Here is a 13,755-nt window from a genome sequence, read left to right on the forward strand (position 1 = left end):
GCGGCGTACACAGTCACCGCATCGTCGAGAGGAGAAGCTCATGCCGACCACGCCCCATCCGCCCGCGATCCAGGTCCGCGGGCTGCGCAAGTCCTTCGGCTCCCACGTGGTGCTCGACGACCTCGATCTCGTCGTCGCGCGCGGCGAGGTGTTCGCCCTCCTCGGTCCCAACGGCGCCGGGAAGACGACCACCATCAACGTGCTCACCACCCTCACGAGGCCCGACGCGGGCACCGCGGAGGTCGCGGGCGTCGATGTCGCGCGCGATCCCGAGGGCGTGAAGCGGCGCATCAGCCTCACCGGGCAGGCGGCCGCCGTCGACGACGTGCTCACCGGCACCGAGAACGTCGAGATGCTCGGGCGACTCTCGGGCCTCTCCCGTCGAGCCGCACGGCGTCGGGCGGCCGAGCTGCTCGCGCGCTTCGATCTCACGGATGCCGCATCCCGGCGCGTGGGCGCCTACTCGGGCGGCATGCGCCGGCGCCTCGATCTCGCGCTGAGCTTCGTCGTGACCCCCGAGGTCCTCTTCCTCGACGAACCCACCACGGGACTGGACACCCGCAGTCGCCGCGAGCTGTGGGACGTCATCCGCTCGCTCGCCGACGCCGGCACCACGGTCTTCCTCACGACCCAGTACCTCGAGGAGGCCGACCAGCTCGCCGATCGCATCGCGGTCCTCGACGGCGGGCGCATCGTCGGCACCGGCACGGCCGCCCAGCTCAAGTCGCGCATCGGCGGCGACACCGTGGAGGTCCACGACGACCACGGCGAGCTCCTCCGCGAGGTCGCCACCGACGGCACCGTCTCCGGACTCCGCGCAGCCCTCGACCTGCTCGACGCCGCCGGAGCGGAGGGCGTGGTGACGCTGCGGCGCCCGAGTCTCGACGACGTCTTCCTCGCCCTCACCACCCCTGCCCCCCGTCGCGATGCGGCCGCACTCGAGGAGATCTCATGACCGCCCTGCCCTCGGCATCCCCCGCCCTGCGCCCGCGGATCGGCGGCCTCACCGCCGAGGCGGTGTTCCTCGGACGGAGCCTGCGACACTCCCTGCGCGACGGCGAGTCCGGGCTCATGGCCCTCGCGCTGCCGGTGATCATCATGCTGCTGTTCACGTACGTCTTCGGCGGGGCGATCGACCCGTCGGGCGGGTACGTGGACTACGTCGTCCCGGGCATCATCCTGCTGTGCGCCGGCTTCGGCGCCTCGAGCACGGCCGTGTATGTCGCAACCGACATGAAGACGGGCATCATCGACCGGTTCCGGACCATGCCCGTGCGCGCGAGCGCGGTGCTGACGGGGCACGTGGTGGCGAGCCTGCTGCGCAACCTCGTCGCGACCGGGCTGGTCGTGTGCGTCGCGCTGCTGCTGGGTTTCCGCCCCACCGCGGGCATCGGAGGCTGGCTGGGCGCCCTCGCGATGATCGCGGTCTGGATCCTCGCGATCACCTACCTGTTCGCCGCGATCGGCCTCGCATCGGGCAGCCCCGAGAGCGCGAACGCCTACGGCTTCATCATCCTGTTCCTGCCGTACCTGTCGAGCGCGTTCGTGCCGGTCGACACGATGCCCGGATGGCTGCAGTGGGTCGCCGAGAACCAGCCGGTCACTCCGATCATCGAGACCATCCGCGGTCTCCTCATGGGCACGCCTCTGGACGGTCAGGCGTGGTGGGGCGTCGGGTGGTGTCTTGCGATCCTCGCGTTCGCGGTCGCGTGGGGCGCGTGGCTGTTCCGGCGCAGAGTGTCCTGAGACCCTCAGCGCCCGGGGAGCTTCTTGAGCGCGGTCGTGACGACGTGCTTGGCGGATGCCGCGGCCCGGCCGACCACGTCGGCCGCGTGCGCGGCGGAATCGGGGAGGGACGAACCCGACGCAGACTCGGGCTGGTCGTCGTCGAGGAAGGGCAGAAGCCAGTCGTCGACCTCGTCGAGCGGGCCGGCGGAGAGGCTGTAGTAGCGGTGCTGCCCCTCCTCGCGCACCGAGACGAGGTGTGCCTCGCGCAGGACCTTGAGGTGCTTCGACACGGTGGGCTGGCTGGCCCCGAGCTCGCTGACGATCTGCGACACGCTCGTTCCCCGCTCACCGGCGGTGGAACGATCGAGAAGAAGCCGCAGGATGTCGCGACGCGTGCCGTCCGCGATCACGTCGAAGATGTCCGCCATGTGCTCAGAGTAGTCATGACCCCCGCGGAGTACCATGACGGGAGTCTCGTGGCGAAAGGGGCAGTGGATGGCGACGGACCCGCGTGGGTCGCTCGTTCGACGCGTCGCATCCGCCCTGCACGGGCTGTGGGATCGGCTCCGGAACCTCACCACCTCCTCGCCGGCGCGCTTCGCCGTGCTCGTCTTCGCGTCGCTGATCCTGGTGTTCACGGCGCTGCTGTCCCTCCCGGCCGCCTCGACGAGCGGCCGGCGCCTGCCGTTGGCCGATGCCGTGTTCACCGCGATGTCGACGATCTGCGTGACCGGCCTGACGACGGTCGACATCGCGTCGACTTTCTCGCCCCTCGGCAAGACCATCATCTTCATCGGGGTCAACATCGGCGGTATGGGGGTGCTGACGCTCGCGTCCATCCTGGGCCTGGTGATCTCCAAGCGGCTCGGCCTGCGGGCGAAGCTCATCGCCGCCAGCGACTCCAACCCGCTGCGCACGCACGGCGGCCCCGTGAACGAGGGCCAGACCGTCCGTCTGGGTGAGGTCGGCACGCTGCTGCGCACCGTCGCCCTGTCGACGCTGCTCATCGAGGCGCTCGTCGCGATCGCGCTCTACCCGGCGCTCCTGTTCGCCGGCATCCACCCCCTCGATGCCCTGTGGGAAGCGCCCTTCTACGCCGCGATGGCCTTCACGAACACCGGGTTCACGCCCAACCCGGGTGGGCTGGTCCCGTTCGCCGACGACTACTTCCTGCTCACGGTCCTCATGGCGGCCGTGTTCCTGGGGAGCATCGGCTTCCCCGTGATCTACGCGCTGTGGAAGCACTACTGGCACGTGCGCAGATGGCCGCTGCACACCAAGCTCACGATCATCACCACGGTGCTCCTCTTCTTCGCCGGCGCCGCGGCTTTCCTCGCCCTCGAATACAACAACCCGAAGACATTCGGCTCGATGGACGCGTGGGACACCACGTTCCAGGCCTTCTTCCTGTCAGCCATGACGCGATCCGGCGGGTTCTCCGTCGTCGACGTGGGCGAGCTGTACGGATCGTCCCTCATCGTCGGGTGCATGCTGATGTTCGTCGGCGGCGGATCGGCCTCGACGGCCGGAGGCATCAAGGTCACGACCCTCGCCGTCCTCGCCCTCGCGGTCTGGTCCGAGGCGAAGGGTCGTCAGTCGGTCGAGGCGTTCGGCCGCCGCATCCCGAGCGATGTGCAGCGCGTGGGCTTGTCCGTCGTCGCGTGGGGCGCGACGATCGTCGCCCTCTCGACGATCGTGATCGCCCAGATCAGTCAGGAACAGGTCTCCGACGTCCTCTTCGACGTCATCTCGGCGTTCGGCACCGTCGGGCTGTCGACCGGCCTCACGGCGGAGCTCCCCGACCCCGCCGTGTACGTGATGGCCCTCACGATCTTCATGGGCCGCATTGGTACAGTGACTCTCGCCGCGGCCGTGGCCGCGTCGTCCCGATCGCAGCTCTACTCGCTGCCCGTGGAAAGGCCGATCGTTGGTTGAACGGATCCGCAGCGACGCCCCCGTCCTCGTGATCGGGCTGGGGCGCTTCGGCGCCGCGTGCGCCGGCGAGCTCGACCGACTCGAGCGCGAGGTCCTCGCGATCGACGACAACCTCGAGCTCGTCCAGAAGTGGTCGGAACGCGTCACCCACACCGTGCAGGCGGACGCGCGCAACATCGACGCTCTCAAGCAGATCGGCGCGCAGGACTTCCAGGTCGCGGTGGTCGCGGTGGGATCGTCGATCGAGGCATCCGTCCTCATCACCGCCAACCTCGTCGACCTCAAGGTGCCGCAGATCTGGGCGAAGGCCGTCTCGCAGTCGCACGGCAAGATCCTCGCCCGCGTCGGCGCGAATCACGTCATCTACCCCGAGCGCGAGGCCGGCGAGCGCGTCGCCCACCTCGTCAGCGGACGGATGCTGGACTTCATCCGCTTCGACGACGACTTCGTGCTCGCCAAGATGTACCCGCCGAAGTTCATCCGAGGCGTCGGTCTGAACGAGTCCGGGGTGCGCACGAAGTACAACGTGACCGTCGTGGGTGTGAAGAGTCCCGGCAAGCCGTTCCGCTACGCCGAGGCGGCGACCGTCGTGACCAACCACGACCTCATCATCGTGTCGGGCACGAACTCCGACATCGAGAGGTTCGCCGCGCTCGACCGCTGAGACGACTCGGCGAAGCCTTCGCGGCTGCGCCGCTCCCCGACAACCGTCGCTGGCCGGCGGCGCATCACGCGCCGGCGGCCTGTCTCGATACGCGGCTGCGCCGCTACTCGACAACCGTCGCTGGCCGGCGGCGCATCACGCGCCGGCGGCCAGCTCCTTGGCGCGGGCGAGTGCGGCGGCGGTCGCGGCGGTGAACGTCTCGTCCAGGCGCGCTTCCTGCAACACCGCGACGGCGCGCTCGGTCGTGCCCTTCGGGCTGGTCACGCGGCGGCGCAGCTCGGCGGGGTCGTCGTCGGATGCCGCGAGCAGCGCCGCCGACCCGATGAACGTGTACTCGGCCATGAGCCGGGCATCCTCGACCGAGAAGCCCCTGCCGACCGCGGCTTTGGTGAACTCCTCGACCACGAGGAAGAAGTACGCCGGCCCCGACCCGGAGATCGTCGACAGGGCGTCGATCTGCGCCTCGGGCACCTCCACGACGATGCCCACCGTCTCGAACAGTCGCCGCACGACGGCGACCGCGTCCGCCCCGGCGCGCGTCCCCGCCGCCAGTCCGGTCACGCCCTTGCCGACGAGAGACGGCGTGTTCGGCATCGAGCGGATCACCGCGACGTCGTCGCCCAGGAGGGACTCGAAGGTGGCCAGCGTCACCCCGGCGGCAAGGCTCACCACGATCGTTCCCGGCCGCAGGACGGGTGCGATCTCGCGCAGCAGGTCCGGCACCATGGCCGGCTTGACGCCCACGAGGACGATTTCGGCGGCGGCCGCGGCATCCACGTTCCCGGAGGGCTGTTCCTCGAGGGCGATGCTCCTCACCCCCTCGAGGTCGGCGAGGGCGGCGGCCTTCGCGGAGGTCCGGTTCGTGACGGTCACGCCTCCCGCGACGCCGGATCGTACGAGTCCGTGGAGGATCGCGCCCCCCATCGAGCCGGCTCCGAGGATGGCGATGGGCGGAAGGGCGACGGTGGCAGTCATGGGGGAAGTTTAGAAGTGATCCGCTTATTGCCTCTTGACTTATATAAGTCGTAACTGAATGATTGACGCATGCACGCGCTCGACGTCCTCGGGGACCCGGTCCGCCGGCGCATCCTCGAACTGCTCGCCGACGGCGAGCTCCGCGCCGGCGAGATCGGCGAGGTCGTGCAGCGCGACTTCGGGATCTCGCAGCCCGCGGTGTCGCAGCATCTGCGCGTGCTGCGCGAGGCGGGCTTCGCGACCGTGCGTGCGGACGGGACCCGGCGGCTCTACGCCCTCGACCCCGCGCCGATCTCGGCAGCGGCCGCGTGGTTCGACCCGTTCCGGCGCTTCTGGCAGCCGCCCCTCGACGCGCTCGGCACCGAGCTCGCGCGCGAGCGCCGCCGGCGCCGCCTGGCCGCCGAGAGGGCGGAGGGGGCCGATACGGGTGCGACCGCAGAGCGCGCCGACGATCCCGAAGACCGAGACGAAACAAACGACGACCGATCCGAGGAGGACTGACATGGTCGATGTGCAGAGACAACTGGATGCCGTGACCCGCGGCGTCACGACGGGAGAGCGCGACGGGGCCGAGACTCGCGTGCAGACGCTCGCGCAGACGTATCCGGCCCCGATCGAGGACGTGTGGGATGCCGTCACCACCGACCGCATCGGGCGCTGGTTCCTTCCCATCTCGGGTGACCTCCGCCTGGGCGGGCGGTATCAGCTCGAGGGGAACGCGGGCGGCGAAGTGCGGGAATGCTCTCCGCCGCGCGACGGGGATGCGCACTACGCCGCCACGTGGGAGTTCGGCGGCGGGGTGACGTGGCTCGAGGTGAGACTAACCTCCGAGGGCGACTCCGCGACGCGCCTCGAGCTCACGCACACGGCGCGGGCGGACGACATGCCCCCGGGATTCTGGGAGCAGTACGGCCCCGGTGCGACCGGCGTCGGCTGGGACGGCGGCATGCTCGGACTCGCCATCCACCTCTCGAGCGAGGTCGACGGCCCTACGCCGGCCGAGGCGGCGGCGTGGGCCGCCACCGAAGAGGGCGTGGCCTTCTACCGCGGCGCCGCCGACGGGTGGGCTCGCGCGCACGAGGGCTTCGGAGCGGATGCCGCGGCCGCCGCTCGGGCCGCCGACAACACGTTCGCGTTCTACACCGGAGCTCCGCAGCCCGAGGGCTGAATCCTCGCCCGGACGGGCAGGGTTATCATCGTCACAGCGGAGGCGAGGCAGCCTCCTTCGAGGACTGTGGGAGGCCAGCGGACATGACGCTCTTCGACGGGATCGGGGCGCGCCTCATCGAGACGCCGCGACTCAACGTCAACATCCTCGAGCGCACGGGGGACGACCCGTCGACGCCGCCGGAGCGCACGGTGGTGCTGATCCACGGAAACGTCTCATCCTCGCTGTTCTGGCAGGAACTGATGGAGGACCTGCCGAGCGATCTGCGCGTGATCGCGATCGATCTGCGGGGCTTCGGCGGCACGGAGCACGCGCCGGTCGACGCCACGAGGGGTGTGCGCGACTTCAGCGACGACGTCCACGCGACCCTTCAGGCCCTCGGCATCCCGACCGCGCACTTCGTCGGCTGGTCGATGGGGGGCGGGGTCGTCATGCAGTACGCACTCGACCACCCCGTGCTGAGCCTCACCCTCCAGTCGCCGGTCTCCCCGTACGGCTTCGGCGGCACGCGCCGCGACGGCACCCGCCTCACCGACGACGACGCGGGATGCGGCGGAGGCGGCGCGAATCCGGACTTCGTGCAGCGCCTCATCGACCACGACACGACGGACGAGGCGGCGACCTCGCCGCGCAGCGTCTTCCGATCCGGCTACGTCGCTCCCGGGTTCCACACCGACAACGAGGACGTGTGGGTCGAGTCGATGCTCACCACCTCGACGGCGACCGGCAACTATCCCGGTGACTCGGTCACCAGCCCCAACTGGCCGGGCTTCGGCGCGGGCGGGATCGGCGTGCTGAACACGATGGCCCCGCGGTACTTCGACGTGTCGGGGATCGCGGAAATCGCCGACAAGCCGCCGATCCTGTGGGTGCACGGCACGGTGGACGCGATCGTGTCCGACGCCTCGTTCTACGACTTCAACTATCTCGGCAAGCTCGGGATCGTGCCCGGCTGGCCCGGCGACGAGGTCGCGCCACCGCAAGAGATGGTGTCGCAGACCCGCGATGTGCTGGCTCGGTACTCCGCCGGCGGCGGCGAGGTGACGGAGCTGAGCCTCGAGGGAGTCGGTCACTCGCCGCACCTCGAGCGCCCCGCGGAGTTCCGCCACGCACTTCTCACGGTGATCGGCTACGTCGGGCCGTCGGCGCACCCCGCCCCGCCGACCGAGGCGATCATCATCCGCTCGGCGGACTGACCCGGCGGTTCGCGCGCGGCGGGCCCGCACGCGAACCCGGGTCTCGCACGCCCGTCAAGACCCGTTCAGCGCGGGCGGCGGCATCCCTAGACTCGGGGCATGAGTGCTTCCGGCGGCGGCAAGGCGATCCTCGCGGCGTTCCTGGCCAACATGGGGATCGCCCTCGCGAAGTTCATCGCCTGGTTCATCTCGGGCTCCGCGTCGATGCTGGCCGAGGCGATCCACTCCGTCGCCGATTCGGGCAATCAGCTGCTGCTCATGCTCGGCGGCCGCCGCGCGAAGAAGCGCGCCGACCGGGAGCATCCCTTCGGCTACGGCAGGGAGCGCTACGTCTACGCCTTCGTCGTGTCGATCATCCTTTTCTCGGTCGGCGGGCTCTTCTCGATCTACGAGGGCGTGGACAAGCTCACCCACCCCCACGAGCTGACGAACTACTGGATCCCGATCGCCGTCCTGCTCATCGCGATCGGGCTGGAGTCGTACTCACTGCGCACCGCGATCCGCGAGAGCAACCTGGTCCGGGCGCGCGGGCAGTCGTGGGTGTCGTTCGTGCGGCACGCGAAGGCCCCGGAGCTGCCCGTCGTGCTCCTCGAGGACATCGCGGCGCTGACCGGTCTCGTCTTCGCCCTCTTCGGCGTCGGCATGACCTGGCTCACCGGCAACCCGGTCTTCGACGCGATCGGCACGCTCATGATCGGCACGCTCCTGATCCTGGTGGCGATCACCCTCGGCATCGAGACGAAGAGCCTGCTCGTCGGCGAGGGGGCGACGGATGCCGATCACGACCGCATCGTCGGCGCCATCACCGCCGGGCACGAGGCCGAGAAGCTCATCCACCTCAAGACCCTCTACCTCGGCCCCGACGAGCTGCTCGTCGCGGCCAAGCTCGGCTTCGCTCCGGACCGGACCTTCGCCGACGTGGCGGTGGACATCGACCGGATCGAGACCCGCGTGCGCGAGGCCGTGCCCACCGCGCGCGTCATCTACCTCGAGCCCGACATCTACCGGCCCGGTGACGATCCGACGCCGCCGACGGAAGAGTTCGTCATCAGGTCGGCGGACTGACGCGCCATGGAGTACTGCGTCTTCACCGAGCCCCAGCAGGGCGCGAGCTACGACGATCAGCTCGCGTTCGCGCAGACCGCGGAACGCGTCGGGTTCGACGGCTTCTTCCGCTCCGACCACTTCCTGCGCATGGGCGCGGGCGACCCGCTCCCCGGGCCGACCGACGCCTGGACCACCCTTGCGGGCCTCGCGCGCGAAACCTCGCGCATCCGTCTGGGCACGCTCGTCTCGTCGGTGACCTACCGCCAGCCGGGCATCCTCGCGATCCAGGTGGCCCAGGTCGACGCGATGTCGGGCGGGCGCGCCGAGCTCGGGCTCGGGACCGGCTGGTTCGAGCGAGAGCACCGGGCCTACGGCATCCCGTTCCCCGCGAAACGGTTCGATCTGCTCGAGGAGCAGCTCGCCATCGTCACCGGACTGTGGAACACGCCCGCCGGCGAGACGTTCGACTTCCACGGGCGCCACTACGACCTGGAGGATGCGCCGCCGCTCCCCCGGCCGACCCAGCCGCGAATGCCCGTCATCGTGGGCGGCGCCGGGCCGAAGCGCACTCCCGAGCTCGCCGCGCGGTTCGCCACCGAGTTCAACATCGGCTTCCGGTCCGAATCCGAGATCGCCGAGCGGTTCGCGGGGGTTCGCGACGCGTGCGAGCGGATCGGGCGCGACCCGGCGACCCTCCAGCTCTCGGTGGCCCTTCCCACCCTCGCCGCGCCGACCGAGGACGGCCTCGCCCGGCGGGCCGCGGCGATCGGGCGCACCGTCGACGAGCTGCACCCGGACGTGAACATCGTCGGCGCGCGAGCCGAGATCGCCGCGAAGGTCGAGCGCCTGGTCGCACTCGGCGCGGACCGGGTCTACTTCCAGCTGCTCGACCTCCAGGACGTGGAGCAGGTCGAGTACCTCGGCGCCGACGTCCTGCCGCACCTCCCCCGCTGACGCGGCGCGTCACCCCGACGCCGGCAGGCGGTACGACGGGAGGCCCCGACGGCGGATGAGCCACTCGGCGAAGACGAGGTTGGGCAGCCAGCTCAGGAACGGCACCGCCGCGTAGGCGTTCGCGAACGCGCTGTCGAACTCCCACGGCTGTCCGAGGAGGAGCGGGGCGAGCAGCAGGAGCGGCAGCCACACGCGCAACGTCACGGCGGCGTAGGTGAGGGCGTAATTGCGGATCATCCAGGCCTGGTGACTCGGGATGTCGCGGCGGCGGATCGCGCGGTAGGCCCGCCATCCGGTGATCAGCCACAGCACGGCGAGAGCCCCGAATCCGAAGAAGCCCACGTAACCGGCAGGACTCGAGGGGGCGATCACCAGGCCGGTGACGCCGCCGACTCCGACGGCGATCAGGTAGACCCGCCCCGTCCAGCGGTGCACGCGAGGCATCCGCTCCCGCAGTCCCCGCCAGAACTGCAGGGCCCCGCCGATCAGCGCCACCGAGCCGCCCACGATGTGGACGTAGAGCGCTCCCTGCACGAGGACCGACGTCTCCGCGTAGGCGGGCGCGAGTCCGATCTCCTGGGCTGCGAGCGCGCGGAGCGATCCGGTGAAGTACGGAGCCGCGGAGAACCCGACGATCGCGAGCGCCGACAGGAGGACGAACGTCCAGGCGATGCGCGGCCCGACACGACCCAGCGCGGCTATGCGGGGATCACCGCCCCCGGGAGAGGTGCGAACGGTGTGCGCCAGGCGAGTCATGCCCGTCACGGTAGAACCGGGCGTCGGGCCGGGACAGGGGGCAGACCCCCGAGATGTGGTGCCGTCCGCCCCCGGATCCTTTGTCCCGCACCTCAGCGGCGGACGTCGAAGAATGCGCGCAGCAGGGCGGATGCCTCGTCCTCGCACACGCCCGGGACGACCTCCGCGCGGTACGGGAGGCGTCGGTCGCGCACGACGTCGTAGACCGATCCCGCCGCGCCCGCCTTCCCGTCCCACGCACCGAACACCAGCCGCGAGATGCGCGCCTGCAGCACGGCTCCGGCGCACATCACGCACGGTTCGAGGGTGACCACCAGCGTGCAGCCCTCGAGATTCCACGCCGAGAGGGATGCCGCCGCCTCCCGCAACGCGACCACCTCGGCGTGCGCGGTGGGGTCGTGGGTGGCTTCGCGCAGATTGCGCCCCTCGCCGATCACCCGGCCCGAGGCATCCATCACCACGGCACCGACCGGGACATCGCCGGCCGCGCCTGCGGCCTCTGCCAGCGCGAGCGCACGCTCCATCGCGGCGAGGTCGGCGGGCTCGAAGGTCACGACACGAGCGTAGGCCCGCCCCGCGGACCGCGAACCGCTTCGGGCGGGCGGGTCGCGACGCACTACCCTGGGCGTATGCGCCTGCACGTCGCCGATCACCCCCTCATCACCCACAAGCTCACGGTGCTGCGCGACGAGCGCACGTCGTCGCCGGTGTTCCGTCAGCTCACCGAGGAGCTCGTGACCCTGCTCGCCTACGAGGCCACCCGCAACGTGCGGGTGTCCCCCATCGAGATCACCACACCGGTCACGACCACCACGGGCGTCAAGATCAGCGAGCCGCGGCCCCTCGTCGTGCCGATCCTGCGCGCAGGGCTCGGGATGCTGGAGGGCATGGTGAAGCTCATCCCGACCGCCGAGGTCGGCTTCCTCGGGATGGTGCGCAACGAGGAGACTCTCGAGCCGTCGACCTACGCCGAGCGACTGCCCGACGACCTCAGCGACCGGCAGTGCTTCGTCCTGGACCCGATGCTCGCGACCGGCGGCTCGCTCGGCGCGGCGATCGAGTTCCTCTTCGCGCGCGGCGCCCAGGATGTCACGGCCATCTGCCTCCTCGGCGCCCCCGAGGGCGTCGCCGCCATCGAGAAGCAGGTCGCCGGGCGCGACGTCACGCTCGTGCTCGGCGCGATGGACGAGCGCCTCAACGACAAGGGCTACATCGTGCCCGGCCTCGGTGACGCCGGCGACCGGCTGTACGGCACCGTCTGACTCCCGCCGTCCGCGATGACGGGCCCTGACGAACGTCGGCGAGCAGGGCTATGCTCGGCCCCGTGGAGAAGGTGGACGACGACGTCGACGCATTCCTTCGGGACTCCGCGCGCGCGGACGACCTGATCGCTCTGGACCGGCTGCTGCGGGAGGCGCTTCCGACGGCCGATCGCGTGCTGTGGCGCGGCCGGATGTGGGGCGGGACGGACCAGGCGATCATCGGCTACCGTTCGATCAGCCAGCCCCGGCCACGCGGGGCGGAGGCCGACTGGTTCCTCGTCGGACTCGCCGCGCAGCAGAACCACCTCTCGATCTACGTCAACGCCGCCGAGGACGGCCGGTACCTGGTGCAGTCATGGGGGGATCGCCTCGGCCGGGTCAAGATCGGCGCGGCTGCCGTGACCTTCAGATCCGCCGAGGACCTCGACCTCGATGAGCTGCGCGATCTCGTCGTGCGAGCCGGAGAGGTCGAGGACGAGCGAAGCGAGATCGGCACGCAACGTCACGCTTCGACGCCGCCGGACTCTTGAAGACGGTCACTGGTTCGAGAGAGGGAGCGCAGGATGAGTGAGACGACGTGGTCGGGTGCGGGTACGGCGGACGATCCGTGGGTCCTGAAGACGGCGCCGCTGTCCTCGGAGTACACGATGTACCGTGACGAGGCGAGCGACCCGCCGCTGCTGGTGTGCCAGGTGGGCGCGACGCGGCTGACGTACCTCGCGCGGGCGATCGACGATCTGCACGCCGAGCTGGTCCGCCGCGGCGACTGGGTCGTGCTGGGTGCGGCCGACGAGAAGAAGGAGCCCGCCCCCGACTCCGTCGAAGCGTGGGGCCGGTCCGCCGACAACCCCGTCGGCGGATGGTACGGGCAACGTTCCGGGTACCGCGGGCGATTCGGGATGTACGTGCCACCCCTGCTCGAGGCGCTCGGCCTCGTCGAGCTCGAGCACAACCCTCGCAACAACCGGGTCCGCGCGATCCCGCACGACTCGTGACGGCGGGCTGCCGACAGACAGCTCGGAGTTTCCTCACCCCGCGCGCGAGAGGGGGATGTCCTTCTCCCTCTGGGCCGGCCGACCTCGCAGTCCGGTGCGCGCCGTGAGGGTGAACGCACCCGCCGCGATCGCGTAGAACACTACGTCCGCGACGACTTTGCCCACCAGGAGTCCCCACACCGGATCTCCGAGGAGCCAGACGCCGCCCACGAGGGCGATCGGTCGGATGAGCAGCGTGTCGAGCACCTCGGCGGCGCCGAACTCCGCGATCAGCAGCATCCCGGTCCTCGCGAGGGCGCGGCGTCGCGACCGCGCCGCCGAGCGCTGCTCCAGGTAGACGCTCACGGCGAGTACGGCGTAGAACCCGACGATCTCCCCCAGCAGCGCGGCGAGTGCGACCGCCGCGGCGGAATCGGTCCAGAGCGTCACTGCCAGTCCGGCGCCGAGCATCAGCGCGGTGCCGGCGACCTCGGCAGGCAGGTAACGCCGCATCCAGAAGAGGATGCCGCGGCGACGCGTGGCGGCGGCGTCGGTGGCGGTCGCGGTCATGTCGCACCCCCTTCCCCGTGACAGAGGAGAGGTGCGGCGCGGTGATACGACGGTGCGGCATTCGCCCCTCGCCGAACGAATGCCGCACCCGCGTCTATCCGACGCGCTTCTCACGTTAGGCGAGGACGACGATCAGGCGAACGGGGTTGACATGCCCGCGCGAGGTGATTAGCGATCGCCTCAGTCGTCGAGCAGCGGCCCGCCCGGGTTGCGGCGCCCGGTCTCCTGCTCCCAGAACTCGAGCTGCTGGGTGAGGGCCTTCGCCAGCTCGAACACCTGCTCCGGAGGGATCCGAATGCGGCTGACCACGCGAGCGGGGACGACGGTGTGCCTCTCCCCGGTCTCGGAATCGACCTGCTCGCGGGGCGGCTGCGCCAGGGTGAGGAAGTCCATGACGAAGACCGTGGGGGTGTGCCACACGTTGGCGAAGTCGGCGTACGCGCCGCCGATGAGCTCCGGCGGGAGATCGATCTCGAACTGGCGTGGTGCCTCTTCGGCCATGGCCTGCCCTCCTCCGTGCACCGGC

At 70.5% G+C, this 13,755-nt stretch carries 18 protein-coding genes; 12 read left to right on the plus strand and 6 right to left on the minus strand.

All coding sequences use genetic code 11. The features are described from left to right. Positions 1-40 precede the first annotated feature (40 nt). A complete protein-coding gene (locus tag ACFQ0P_RS02860) occupies positions 41-955 on the plus strand; it encodes an ATP-binding cassette domain-containing protein (RefSeq protein WP_204980207.1) in 915 nt (304 codons plus the stop codon). Then, on the plus strand, positions 952-1,746 hold the full coding sequence (locus ACFQ0P_RS02865; RefSeq protein ID WP_204980209.1) for an ABC transporter permease: 795 nt from the start codon (positions 952-954) through the stop codon (positions 1,744-1,746). Before ACFQ0P_RS02860 ends, ACFQ0P_RS02865 begins: the two co-directional genes overlap by 4 nt. Before the next feature lie 5 nt (positions 1,747-1,751). On the opposite strand, the gene ACFQ0P_RS02870 is transcribed toward ACFQ0P_RS02865, so the two are convergent. After that, on the minus strand, positions 1,752-2,156 hold the full coding sequence (locus ACFQ0P_RS02870; protein ID WP_204980211.1) for an ArsR/SmtB family transcription factor: 405 nt from the start codon (positions 2,154-2,156) through the stop codon (positions 1,752-1,754). A 67-nt stretch (positions 2,157-2,223) separates the two neighbouring features. Between ACFQ0P_RS02870 and ACFQ0P_RS02875 the strand changes: the two genes are divergently transcribed. Both ACFQ0P_RS02875 and ACFQ0P_RS02880 read left to right on the plus strand, forming a co-directional pair. After that, positions 2,224-3,663, plus strand: coding sequence for a TrkH family potassium uptake protein (locus ACFQ0P_RS02875; protein ID WP_204980213.1), 1,440 nt, complete (start codon positions 2,224-2,226; stop codon positions 3,661-3,663). Beyond that, the gene (locus tag ACFQ0P_RS02880; protein ID WP_204980215.1) at positions 3,656-4,327 is read left to right on the plus strand and encodes a potassium channel family protein; all 672 of its coding nucleotides are present in this window, start codon (positions 3,656-3,658) and stop codon (positions 4,325-4,327) included. Before ACFQ0P_RS02875 ends, ACFQ0P_RS02880 begins: the two co-directional genes overlap by 8 nt. A gap of 135 nt (positions 4,328-4,462) precedes the next feature. Here ACFQ0P_RS02880 and proC read toward each other — a convergent pair whose 3' ends face one another. Then, on the minus strand, positions 4,463-5,302 hold the full coding sequence (gene proC, locus ACFQ0P_RS02885) for a pyrroline-5-carboxylate reductase (RefSeq protein ID WP_204980217.1): 840 nt from the start codon (positions 5,300-5,302) through the stop codon (positions 4,463-4,465). Positions 5,303-5,371: 69 nt separating this feature from the next. Between proC and ACFQ0P_RS02890 the strand changes: the two genes are divergently transcribed. The 5 genes from ACFQ0P_RS02890 (at position 5,372) to ACFQ0P_RS02910 (ending at position 9,667) form a co-directional block, all read left to right on the plus strand. Continuing rightward, positions 5,372-5,803 (plus strand): ArsR/SmtB family transcription factor, encoded by a 432-nt coding sequence (locus ACFQ0P_RS02890; RefSeq protein ID WP_204980219.1) that lies wholly within the window; start codon positions 5,372-5,374, stop codon positions 5,801-5,803. Between the two features lies 1 nt (position 5,804). Further along, on the plus strand, positions 5,805-6,470 hold the full coding sequence (locus ACFQ0P_RS02895) for an SRPBCC family protein (protein ID WP_204980221.1): 666 nt from the start codon (positions 5,805-5,807) through the stop codon (positions 6,468-6,470). An 83-nt stretch (positions 6,471-6,553) separates the two neighbouring features. Continuing rightward, positions 6,554-7,666: an alpha/beta fold hydrolase gene (locus ACFQ0P_RS02900; protein WP_204980223.1), complete on the plus strand. Its 1,113-nt coding sequence runs from the start codon at positions 6,554-6,556 to the stop codon at positions 7,664-7,666. A 99-nt stretch (positions 7,667-7,765) separates the two neighbouring features. After that, on the plus strand, positions 7,766-8,731 hold the full coding sequence (locus ACFQ0P_RS02905; protein WP_204980225.1) for a cation diffusion facilitator family transporter: 966 nt from the start codon (positions 7,766-7,768) through the stop codon (positions 8,729-8,731). Positions 8,732-8,737: 6 nt separating this feature from the next. Then, positions 8,738-9,667 carry an LLM class F420-dependent oxidoreductase gene (locus ACFQ0P_RS02910; RefSeq protein WP_204980227.1) on the plus strand — a complete coding sequence of 310 codons (930 nt, stop codon included), beginning with the start codon at positions 8,738-8,740 and terminating at the stop codon, positions 9,665-9,667. A 9-nt stretch (positions 9,668-9,676) separates the two neighbouring features. On the opposite strand, the gene ACFQ0P_RS02915 is transcribed toward ACFQ0P_RS02910, so the two are convergent. Together ACFQ0P_RS02915 and tadA are read right to left on the minus strand one after the other, a co-directional pair. Continuing rightward, the gene (locus ACFQ0P_RS02915; protein ID WP_204980229.1) at positions 9,677-10,423 is read right to left on the minus strand and encodes a DUF2306 domain-containing protein; all 747 of its coding nucleotides are present in this window, start codon (positions 10,421-10,423) and stop codon (positions 9,677-9,679) included. Between the two features lie 92 nt (positions 10,424-10,515). Next, the gene (gene tadA / locus ACFQ0P_RS02920) at positions 10,516-10,947 is read right to left on the minus strand and encodes a tRNA adenosine(34) deaminase TadA (RefSeq protein ID WP_204981509.1); all 432 of its coding nucleotides are present in this window, start codon (positions 10,945-10,947) and stop codon (positions 10,516-10,518) included. A gap of 105 nt (positions 10,948-11,052) precedes the next feature. On the opposite strand from tadA, the gene upp reads away from it, so the two are divergent. From upp to ACFQ0P_RS02935, 3 genes are all read left to right on the plus strand, one after another. Beyond that, on the plus strand, positions 11,053-11,685 hold the full coding sequence (gene upp, locus ACFQ0P_RS02925) for a uracil phosphoribosyltransferase (protein WP_204980231.1): 633 nt from the start codon (positions 11,053-11,055) through the stop codon (positions 11,683-11,685). Between the two features lie 62 nt (positions 11,686-11,747). Next, positions 11,748-12,215, plus strand: a complete 468-nt coding sequence (locus tag ACFQ0P_RS02930) for a hypothetical protein (protein WP_204980233.1) — start codon at positions 11,748-11,750, stop codon at positions 12,213-12,215. 33 nt (positions 12,216-12,248) lie between these two features. Beyond that, the gene (locus ACFQ0P_RS02935; protein ID WP_204980234.1) at positions 12,249-12,680 is read left to right on the plus strand and encodes a DUF6855 family protein; all 432 of its coding nucleotides are present in this window, start codon (positions 12,249-12,251) and stop codon (positions 12,678-12,680) included. A 33-nt stretch (positions 12,681-12,713) separates the two neighbouring features. Here ACFQ0P_RS02935 and ACFQ0P_RS02940 read toward each other — a convergent pair whose 3' ends face one another. After that, positions 12,714-13,229: a hypothetical protein gene (locus tag ACFQ0P_RS02940; protein WP_204980236.1), complete on the minus strand. Its 516-nt coding sequence runs from the start codon at positions 13,227-13,229 to the stop codon at positions 12,714-12,716. Between the two features lie 180 nt (positions 13,230-13,409). After that, complete coding sequence (locus ACFQ0P_RS02945) at positions 13,410-13,730, minus strand: DUF3467 domain-containing protein (RefSeq protein WP_204980238.1); 321 nt, start codon at positions 13,728-13,730, stop codon at positions 13,410-13,412. Between the last annotated feature and the right edge of the window lie 25 nt (positions 13,731-13,755).

It is taken from the genome of Microbacterium insulae, from assembly GCF_042677065.1.
GTDB classification, from domain to species: domain Bacteria; phylum Actinomycetota; class Actinomycetes; order Actinomycetales; family Microbacteriaceae; genus Microbacterium; species Microbacterium insulae.